Raw genomic sequence first — 7,631 nt, forward strand, 5'->3', positions numbered from 1 at the left:
CCCAACCCGCCGGTCGGGGCCGCCGACATCGTCAACGGCCTCTCCGTCCGCGTCTCCACCTCCTCGGCCCTGGAGAACTGGGCCTACCAGGCCGGCGATGTCGTCACCGTCTATTACTACCTCTCCGGCAACGATCCGGTGTCCGGCAACAAGCTCTACAATGTCTGCACCGTCACCTACACCGTGAGCCAAGGCGATGACCTCGCCCGTGGCTTCGCCACCACCCTGCCCCCACTCCCCCAGGAACTGGTCGCAGGATACGGCAACGGAACGGTCCAGCTAAACTTCAGCGTCTACCGCGCCAGCAACAACACAACATACTGGTCCAGGGCGACCATCCCGCAAGTGCTCAATACCGTCGTTTGACGGGAGCAAACCAGCACGCCGGGGGCACAAATGCTCCCGGCAGCCGAAAACCAAACAGCCAATAATACTCAAAACAATGTTACAGGAGACAGACATGACACCCAATATAAAAGCGTCCGATTCAAATTGGCACAAAACTTTGATCTCATTCGACAAGCGGTTGGCGATACCCGTCGACCCGACCCAAGGCTTTCCTGGGAGCCAATATTACATCAAAGTTAGTGTATTGGTAACCGATGACGAGGGAGTGACCGCGCCGCAAAATACGCCTGTGTATGCCAAAGACAATCAAAATAATATTATGTATTACTGGAATGCCGATAAAACACCGAATAACCTGCAGGATAACTCTGGCTTCCGGACATTCCTGACAGATTCGAAAGGCGTCGCGACTTACTATATTGCATTCAACGTTAAGATATGGGGCGACCCTGAGAAAATGGCTCAAGATCCTTTCGTGGGCCGCATCGTCTATTTGACCATCAACACCAGTTCTGTTGCCACCGGCGTACCGCAATATCCCGTTTTATTCTGCTATTATATGAACGAAAGCGGCCCCTATCCTGCTCTTAACGCACAGGTGACCGTACCAGCCTGGTCTTCGGCAATAACAGAAGGGAATTATTTTATTTCCGGCTTGCATATCTCGTCGAACCAATCCAAAGGCGCAAATCTCGACAGCGACTCCGTTTTGATTTTAAACGACACCGCATTCTTCGGGTTGAAGTACAGCATGATTTTGAATAGTATTTTCGACGGGATTGCACCCTATTACGATCTGAAAGATCAGGGAAGCAACCGAATACTATATTTCGTACAAGATTCGCTGACATCGCCCGGTATATTGTCCTACTCCACTACGTTTGACTTGTCCCAGGGCGATTGGACACCCCAGGCCATGCCGAATCCAAACGATCAGATCGGAGATGGTTTCGTAACGCCCTATTGGTATGGTGCGAGGCATGAACCAAACCATACACCCGAGAATACACTGGGGCCCTCCGCATTGAATAATACGTGGGATGGCAGCCATAATCTTGAGATCCTTATTGAATATCCCCCCGAGGGAACGATCGAGAAGGGTGATATCATCAACGTATTCGCCTATGTTAGCGGATATACTAAAGACGGCGCCCAGATAACTCAGATATATGGCGACGGCTCTCCGGTTCTGGATTTTCCATACGCGGATAGTTCGGACAATATCTTCCAGTTCAAAGCTTATGAAGGTGATATGGCTCCGTCCCCCGGCGAACACTGGCATTCTGTGATGATACCGGGAGCCTGGCTGGAAATATTTGGTCAAAGAACATCCACCATTCCCGGCTATATGTGGGTAAATTACCTGGTCACTCCGGCTGATGTAGCCGTGAAGAGCCCTAAGTGGTCAAGTCCTTATGTTGGGATGGAGGCCGCGGTACAGATCAACTTCGCCGGTAATCACGCGTAACCCGAAACTCTTTGCAATGGCATTTCCTGGGAAATGCCATTGCATCTTACCAGGCAAATTTCGGCGACCGAAATGCAATCGAACACCGGAGGGCGTGAATATGAGTGAAATCGCAGTGGGTGCGGCACGTAACCCTTATCAAATCGACTGGATCAGCTTCGACAAGGTACTGGCTCTGCCTGGCAAAAAAGGCGCCTTAGACTCCAACGACCCCAGCCAGACGATAAAAGTAACGATCAAGGTCGTGTGGGCGGACGGTCCCAAACGAGGGCAGCCCGCGAACGCAGACGTTAATGTCAGTGCGAACCACCTGTCAGCTGATTTCGTTGCCCTTTTCAATGACGATCATGTTCTGCAACAGCCGGATAGTAACAATATATATACTTTCCCCGGACGATCGAATGGCATTATCGAAATATATGTATGCGCACCCCAAATGATGCTTTTCCTCATGATGGCAGCCGTTGCGGCGGCCGATGGATATGATGCATCCATGTGGTTCCAGGCCGGACTTCTTACCTTTTATAACTATATCACCTTTGATGTTCAAAGCTCTAATTACCCGCCTATCGCCATAAACAATGTTCAAATTCCAGATTTCCCGAGACTTAAATTCGGAATTACCGCACGCGTTCTGTCATATGATAATATAGATTTTAACATTTTTACAAACTGCGTCGTTATAATCAATGACAATTTAATATTCCTCTCAGGTGGGCCAGATATTCTCCAGAGCGGATTTGTCATACCATATATTTTCATGCGCAATTCCTTCGATGAAAACAATAGCAATAAAATAATATATATTCTATCGGATACAGAAGGCTCCACTACCGCGGGCGGCGCACTAACCTTCACCGCCAACGGCTATCCGCTGGCGATGCCTTTTCCGAACAAAGGAGCGAGTCCGCCCGCAGTCCAGCTTGCGACGTCGGGCAACTTCGTTCTCGATACGCTATACTTAAGGCATTACGGCGGCATTCCTCTTCGTATACCGATCAGGAAAGAGGTTACGAAGGACGACAAGTACTATCTCTACATCTATGTTAATGGCTTTGTACATGGTCAGGGAAAGCAATACAAGCCATACAGGGTGGAGCGGCTCAAGGTGGACGTCCCTGAAGGTTACGCCGGCTCTTACTTTGACTTTAAAATTCCGAAGGATTTCGTGATTGGTTTCGCCGCGGCCGACGGCGGCCCGGACGGATATATGTGGGCGGATTGCGTCGGTCCGGATAACGAAACGTGGTCCGATCCCTGGGGGCCCCAGCAGATTGACTTTTGGCCAGAAGAATAATTTTTAGCTCCCTGGAGATAATTCGTGGAGCTTGCCACCGGAGGTAGGAAAATGTCTAATTTTTCTGACAATTCATCCGATATCATCATCGTGCAATATTTATATGCAGACAAGAACTATGCTGTTGCCCCCGGAGATATCTCGCAAGGGTCTGGCCGAATTCGGGTATGGACAAAGGTTACAACTTCTTCGGGTATTCCCATTGCCGGCATCCATGTAGGCTTCAAGTTTAGTCCAAGCAAAAGTTCCTATCGTATTTATGACATGGACCTGGCGCCGATCGGCACGGGTGGATTGGTTGTCGTTTCGAGCAACGCAATGGGAATTGCGTCGGTCTACCTGGTTTCGGACAATCCCGCTTGTGTGCTTGCCAGCGCAGCGCAGGTCGGGGGGGCCGCTACAGCTCCGGTTGCACTCTATTTCGGGGCACTCTTCGGCAACGGCCTATCGCCATCATGGCAGGCGCCGACCGTAGCGATCAGCGTTGGAACACATTACAGCAAAATTTCCAATCCCAGCGGTTTTCCCGTTCTGCCGAATGCGGGAATCGGGCAACTTGTTCTGCCGGCATCCGGTGCTGTCATGGCGGCGGCGACAGAAGGCTCCCCGCCGACCGCTCTGAGAACATTCCCCGTACAAATCCCTCGGTCAGCGGTTTCCGGCTCTCCTGATAGCCAGTTTTTTCTTGTTCTCAACGATCAGATCGCCATTCCCGGTAAACCGTCAAAAGGGGTCGTCAATGTCCCCTATTCCGATGTGCTGCTGGATCCGCTGTCGAACCAGATGGCATATTTCATCCAGGATTCCAGCGGCCAGATCAGCCAATCAGAAACGATCGGCTTCGGGGCAACGGGCGTTTATCAGAATGAACCCGATGCCACCCAAACGGAGCGCAGAGCGCCGGCCCCGCAGGTCACACCCGACCCGGGCAACAATGGCGAAATTACATTGGCGACGATCGAGGCCAATTATGGTCTTCAGATTACCGTCCCTCAATTTTCTTTGAACGATATTGGGGAAGATATCACCTCGTTGAGCGCTGAGGTGTATTTTTACATGAATGGATTCTCCGCTGGCACCGATGCCGTCAGACCGGGCCGGATGTACACAGTCCCGGTAGGCAATTTACCGATTACAGGGGGAACGACGGTATCGGGTTTTACCGCCACACTCCCCTGGCCTTACGCTTATGGTTGGTCGAAACCCCTTACTGGCAGCCCGCGCGGCCCGCTCAAATTCTATTGCGAATATATCCTTCGAGATCAGAGCGATCAAGCCTATATAAGCAAGTATATTAGCAATAATGAGTACATCATATTCCTAAATACAGCATAGATAGACCATAAAAAGACTAAAACTAGACAGCAAAAATAACTCAGCCCCCCTGTTTTATTGAGGACAATTGCATTGTCGCACCACTAAATAGATTAGAGGAATTAATTATCATGACAACATCAAACAACGCTCCGAAATCTTCGTCTAAAATCGGCAAGTCCGTTAAGCAAGCGAACGGAACGATCGAAATCACCCTGCCTCCCGACCTTCAAAACGGCATGATAACACTTTACACGGAATACCAACTGTCGGTGCGATACACCGGCACGGACGATGCCGTGAAGAATATCGTATGGTTTGGAGCGGCCGAAGAAACCGCTGGGCTTAACCCAGCACAGGCAATAGTATTTGAACCCAGCCGCATACCTCTGGTAGGCGGGCAGGGAACGACGAAGGTGACAGTTTTTGGTAACGGCGGCTCCACGTTCCGAATCTGTGCACGCGCCGGGGAAATCGACTCTGGTGTCGCACCTGATTACAAAGAGCTCCTGGCTGTCGGAGGGTCTGATTCAACCGACACCTACGTGAACCTCATCTCGGTCGCGAACGATCCGGTAGGCACGGATACTTTCCAGCCATTTGTGGCAAGCTACACCAAATTGGATGGACAAGGTGTATCCAGCTGGAACGGAACGTTCAATTGGACGGCGCAGGTCGAATCGGGAGGCGATTCAAGCACTACTTTCGAGTTTCTGAGCCAGCAGACGGGCGCCAGCAGTTGGGGCTACTCATTAAACGGTCTTTTGGTCAGAAGCACGACCCCTGTTGTGATCGCGGTCACGGCGACACCCGTTGGCCAAGACGCAAGCAAAACGCGCACGCTGAAGGTCCAGTTCCAGAAGAATGCTATATTACCGGGTCAAGTCCCTATAAACTGGACGCACAGTGATACTCCTCCCCTGTCCCTTGGCGATGCGCACGGCTTTGTTGCCCAGTATGACCCTCCTGGCGGCATTGTGCCCGGAGCAACCGTTCTTGGCGCCGCCGCCTATCCATCGGAACGGCTGGCCTTCGAAAGTGTCAATTGGGTGATGTTTACCGGTTCGGATACCGCTCCAACATCAATCACGGCCGCAGGTACAACTGATATTCCGAACGCGCTGATCACCGGCATTATGCCAAATTGGAAGACTGCCGCCTGGGACCATGGCGAGCTTCAGATCGGTTTCGGGCATCCTATCGCCATCACCGCGACGCCGCCATTCAATATGTATGCGCCGATTTCACTCTCCGCCACATATGCGGGAGACAAGATACTCTCGAAAATCCATTGGTCGGTCGACCCAGAGGCAAATCCGGGCTACACTGTGGTTTTCGATCAAAACTCATCGCCGGTAAGTGGATCGCCGGGTAACCAGACAACCACCACGAAGATGACGGTCTACGGGCCAAACAACCCGGTCAATATTACGGTTTATGCCCGCTCCGTCGACCAGAACCAGAGCAACATCGTAACGGGCATTTCCTCACCTATCGCGGTCCAACCGGGAATAATCGCGCAAGGCAATGTCATCAACGTCGTGTCTTTGGACGGCACACCACTGGAGGAGCGCGACGCTGCAGGCAATGTCGAATGGCATATGATCCAGGCCACCTATATGAAGGCCGACGGCTCCCCCATTCCCAACTGGCCTCTCACCTGGAACGCCAATAATTCCAATGTCACCCTGCTCTCCAGTCAAGACAGCCAGTGGGACAACAAGACCGACGCAAACGGTGTAGCCACCAATGCCGTGTCGACCACGAATAAAGATACTTTTGACTTCACGGTCACCGTAAGCGCGGACAGCACCTCAGACAGCGGGAAAAGCGATCTCACCTTCCAGCTCAACGTGCAACCCCTTCCTGGGGAAGGTAGCATGAAGATCGCACCGGTAGCCTCGCCCGTTCCCGTCGGCCAAGCCCAACCATTGACGGTGACCTATTCCAAGGACGGCAATCCGGTGCCGAATGGCACGGTAGTCACGTGGTTTGCAGCGCCAGCAGACCGGCTTACCTTCAGCGGTGGCAGCGGCACAGGAGTGAGTGGCAATGTCTCGAAGGTCACGGGAGGCCAAGGGCAGGCAACCATCAATGTCACGGCCTCGCAAGGAGCGAGCATTCCAACAGCAGTGATTTCGACCAGGGGGCTTTTTGATAGCCAAACCGGCGCCTACGACCATTCCGATCCAGACCTTGTACTGAGCTTCACGGGCCAAGCGTCGGATGCCCTTGTCGTCACACCCGAGAACAATCCGCCCTATTATCTCTACACGGCGACGCCGTTCGATGCGACCTATGGCGGTACTGACAAGACCTTCTCCTGGGTCTCGTGGTCGGTCGACGAGAGCAAATATCCCGGCTACACCTTCGACTTCGACAAGAACCCGTCACCCGTCACCGGAAGCGCGGGCAATCGGACGACGTCCACCAACCTCACCGTGATCGGCCCGAACCAGCCCCTCAACAACGTCACCGTCTATGCCGCCTCCGTCGATCCGGACCCGGCCAACTATATCTCCGGGGCGTCCAAGCCAGTCACCTTCCAGAGCAGCTCGGCACAAGGCACCATCCTCACCATCACCTCGCCCGACGGCTACGTCCTCAGCGAGGGGAGCGAACATGTGCTTGAGGCCACCTACACCAATCTCGACGGTTCCCCCGTCACCGGTACGGCCTGGGACGGAACCATCGTCTGGACCGTCGATCCCGCCAATCCTCAGGTCAGGCTCCTCGATAACGACCCCACCAAGGCCAATGCTCAAGGCCTTGCCACCAATGCGGTATCCGCCGTCTACGGCCCCGACACCATCACCGCCACCGTCAAGGCCCACGCCGGCAACATGCCTGACACCGACGCCAACAATGCAAGCGTCACGCTCACCTTCGCCCGCGAGATCGAGCCCGTGTCCGGCCAGGGCCACATGACCATCATTCCCAAGGACGGCTATGTCCTCACTCGCGGCGTGCCGCATAATCTGACCGTCTATTACACCGATGCCAACGGCGATCTGGTCAAGGACAATACTGTCGTGACCTGGACCGGCTTCCCCGAACAATGGCTCACCTTCACCGGCCCCACCGGCGGCAATACTTCCACGACCACCAACGGCCAGGCGACCATGACGGTCACCGCCGCCATCGATGCCCCCATCGGAACCGCCGTGATCACAACCTCGGCCTTCAACGCCACCACCCGCAGTT

General features: G+C 53.5%; 5 protein-coding genes. All 5 read left to right on the plus strand.

Annotated elements, in window-relative coordinates:
* Nucleotides 1-366, plus strand: a 366-nt coding sequence (locus tag IEX53_RS23310; RefSeq protein WP_188826562.1) for a hypothetical protein, incomplete at its 5' end; no start/stop codon positions are given.
* Between the two features lie 94 nt (nucleotides 367-460).
* Entirely contained in the window at nucleotides 461-1,816 is a 1,356-nt protein-coding gene (locus tag IEX53_RS23315) for a hypothetical protein (RefSeq protein ID WP_188826563.1), read from the plus strand.
* Between the two features lie 100 nt (nucleotides 1,817-1,916).
* The gene (locus IEX53_RS23320) at nucleotides 1,917-3,113 is read left to right on the plus strand and encodes a hypothetical protein (protein WP_188826564.1); all 1,197 of its coding nucleotides are present in this window, start codon (nucleotides 1,917-1,919) and stop codon (nucleotides 3,111-3,113) included.
* A gap of 51 nt (nucleotides 3,114-3,164) precedes the next feature.
* Nucleotides 3,165-4,448, plus strand: a complete 1,284-nt coding sequence (locus IEX53_RS23325; protein ID WP_188826565.1) for a hypothetical protein — start codon at nucleotides 3,165-3,167, stop codon at nucleotides 4,446-4,448.
* A gap of 956 nt (nucleotides 4,449-5,404) precedes the next feature.
* On the plus strand, nucleotides 5,405-7,631 hold a 2,227-nt coding region (locus IEX53_RS23330; protein WP_210311703.1), incomplete at its 3' end, for an Ig-like domain-containing protein.

Source organism: Paramesorhizobium endophyticum, from assembly GCF_014640615.1.
Lineage (GTDB): Bacteria > Pseudomonadota > Alphaproteobacteria > Rhizobiales > Rhizobiaceae > Paramesorhizobium > Paramesorhizobium endophyticum.